At 60.9% G+C, this 2,362-nt stretch carries 5 protein-coding genes; 4 read left to right on the top strand and 1 reads right to left on the bottom strand.

Features of this window, described 5'->3' with window-relative positions; translation table 11 throughout:
* From QZY03_RS28200 to QZY03_RS28185, 4 genes are all read left to right on the top strand, one after another.
* Positions 1-191 (top strand): DUF1778 domain-containing protein (locus QZY03_RS28200; RefSeq protein ID WP_295587082.1); only part of this gene is annotated, 191 nt, incomplete at its 5' end.
* Between the two features lie 2 nt (positions 192-193).
* The gene (locus QZY03_RS28195) at positions 194-682 is read left to right on the top strand and encodes a GNAT family N-acetyltransferase (protein WP_295587080.1); all 489 of its coding nucleotides are present in this window, start codon (positions 194-196) and stop codon (positions 680-682) included.
* Between the two features lie 193 nt (positions 683-875).
* Entirely contained in the window at positions 876-1,256 is a 381-nt protein-coding gene (locus QZY03_RS28190) for a type II toxin-antitoxin system RelE/ParE family toxin (RefSeq protein ID WP_295587079.1), read from the top strand.
* Complete coding sequence (locus QZY03_RS28185) at positions 1,253-1,597, top strand: helix-turn-helix domain-containing protein (RefSeq protein WP_295587077.1); 345 nt, start codon at positions 1,253-1,255, stop codon at positions 1,595-1,597. Before QZY03_RS28190 ends, QZY03_RS28185 begins: the two co-directional genes overlap by 4 nt.
* A 567-nt stretch (positions 1,598-2,164) precedes the next feature.
* Here the strand turns inward: QZY03_RS28185 and QZY03_RS28180 are convergent.
* The coding region (locus QZY03_RS28180) for a hypothetical protein (RefSeq protein ID WP_295587075.1) at positions 2,165-2,362 on the bottom strand (198 nt) is incomplete at its 5' end.

Below are 2,362 nucleotides of genomic sequence, written 5' to 3'. Positions count from 1 at the left end.
CCGACTTCATGCTCGAGGCCGCCTGCGACAAGGCACAGTCGGTACTGCTCGATCAGGTATTTTTCAAACTGGATGCCGAGAAGTTTCGGCAGTTCGCCAAGCTGCTCGACGCGCCGCCCGCGCGCAATCCGGGGCTTGAGCGCCTCATGGCGGTCAAGGCACCCTGGGGCAAGAAGTCGGCGAAGGCCTGAGCTTGCAACTCCGTCCGCCGGAGCCCCTGGCGGCTTCACATCGACTGGATGACTTCGAGTGCGGCGAGGCCGTGCTCGATGACTGGCTCAAGCGCAGGGCATTGTCCAACCAGTCAAGCGGTGCGAGCCGCAGCTTCGTCGTCACCGACGAGGGCGGCCACGTCCGCGGTTACTACGCCATGGCGGCCGGCGCCGTTTCGCACCAACTCGCAACGAGTGGCGTGCGTCGCAACATGCCTGATCCGGTTCCTGTCATGGTTCTCGCCCGGCTCGCGGTCGATCGCAGGGCGCAGGGACTGCACTTGGGCGCCGCTTTGCTCCAGGACGCGGTCAATCGCGCGGTGGCCGTATCGCAGAACGCTGGCGTCAGAGCCCTGCTCGTGCATGCCCTTCACGAGAAGGCCAAGCAGTTCTACGAGCACTACGGGTTTCAGCCCTCGCCGACGCATCCGATGACGCTCATGCTGCGCTTGAGCAGCGTGAGGGAGTAGCTGATCATGCCTGCGATCCCCGGCACCCCCTGCTACCCTTGCTACTTCTGCTACCGATCAGGGGTCACGCCGGCACGACGGTAGCGAGAGTAGCAACAGTAGCAGCACCCTCCGGTGCAAAAGCCCGCGCCGCTTCAATTCCCCCGCGTGAGAATGGCTTGACTTTATATGGTGTTTCCGCCATATTCTAAAAATGTCTGGCGCCACGGTTAAGCCCGTCTCATGGATCGGTTCGAGCTACAAGGACTTCCGGGAATTTCCGGATCCCGTGCAGGACTCGATGGGGTACGCGCTTTATCAGGCACAGATCGGTCTGAAGCATGGCAGCGCCAAACCGCTCAAGGGCTTCGGTGGGGCGGGCGTGTTGGAACTTGTTGCCGACCATGTGGGCGACACCTTCCGGGCGGTCTACACCGTGAAGTTCGCGACGGCGGTCTATGTCCTGCACGCCTTCCAGAAGAAGTCGAAGTCGGGAATCAAGACCCCGACCGAAGACATGGAGTTGATCCAGCGGCGCCTCAAAGCAGCCGAGGCCGATTACAAGGCGCAGCTTGAAAAAGGAAAAGCATCATGAAGAAAGACCCGGATACCCGCATCACGCGCGGCACGAAGAATGTCTTTGCCGATCTCGGATTCCCCGATGCCGAAACCCATCTTCTCAAAGCGGAACTGGTGACTCGAATTCAGGGGGTCATCAACGCTCAAGATCTGACCCAGGTAGCGGCGGCCAAACGCATGGGCCTGAGTCAGCCGGACGTGTCGCGGCTGCTCAATGGGCAATTCCGAGATGTGTCGGTCGAGCGCCTGATGCGTCTGCTGACTCGACTCGGCTGCGACGTCGACATCACCATCCGTAACCATGGGAAAGCGGCGGCACCTCGGGACACGATCCGTCTGCAGGCCGCATCGGTATAAGGCCACTGGAACAGCCGCATCAAGGGATCACCACCAGCGGACGCCGACGGAGAAATAGTGCGTGTGGTAGAGCTTGCAACTCATACCGCCGAAACCCAAGGCGGCTTGGCATCGGCCGCAGACTCCGCGCGCCAACCCTTACTGCTCTGAATTGAAGACCGCGTCGATGTCTCGCGCACCATGCAGCACACGGACGGCATCGATCCTGTCATCGAGCGGCATGTAGAAAACAAACTAGCCTTGCTACTCTTGCTACCGATCAGCGTTCACGCAGGGCGACGGTAGCAAGAATAGCAACAATAGCAACACCGTCTGATGTCGAAACACAATGCTCCAAGTTCACTCCCGCTCAGTCAGCAGTGGCGGATTGCACAGGACAGGACGCGGGGCAGATCCTCAAAGGTGGCACATATTATTTGGAACGAAGCCGTTTCCGACCCGGCACCCCCTGCTACTCTCGCTACTCTTGCTACCGATCAGCGTTTGCGCCGGGTGTCGGTAGGGTGTCGGTAGCAAGAGTAGCAACAGTAGCAACACCCTCTGACGTCGAAATCCAATGGTCCTCGCTCAATCCAGCTCAGTCAGCAACGCCGGATTGATCACCACGCTTCGCCGGCGCCCGGATTCCTCCATCCGCGCCCGCCCGCGCTCGGCGAGGATGGCCAGCGCCGCGCGCAGGTCGTGGCAGTCGCGGACGCAATTCGGACCGTACTGGTAGATCCGCTTCGCCGGAACGCGATCGGTGCCGTTGGCAAGCGCTTCCGT

It is taken from the genome of uncultured Lamprocystis sp., from assembly GCF_903933125.1.
Lineage (GTDB): Bacteria > Pseudomonadota > Gammaproteobacteria > Chromatiales > Chromatiaceae > Thiodictyon.
The sequence above is the reverse complement of the archived record's forward strand: the minus strand, read 5'-3'. Positions and strand labels throughout refer to the sequence as shown.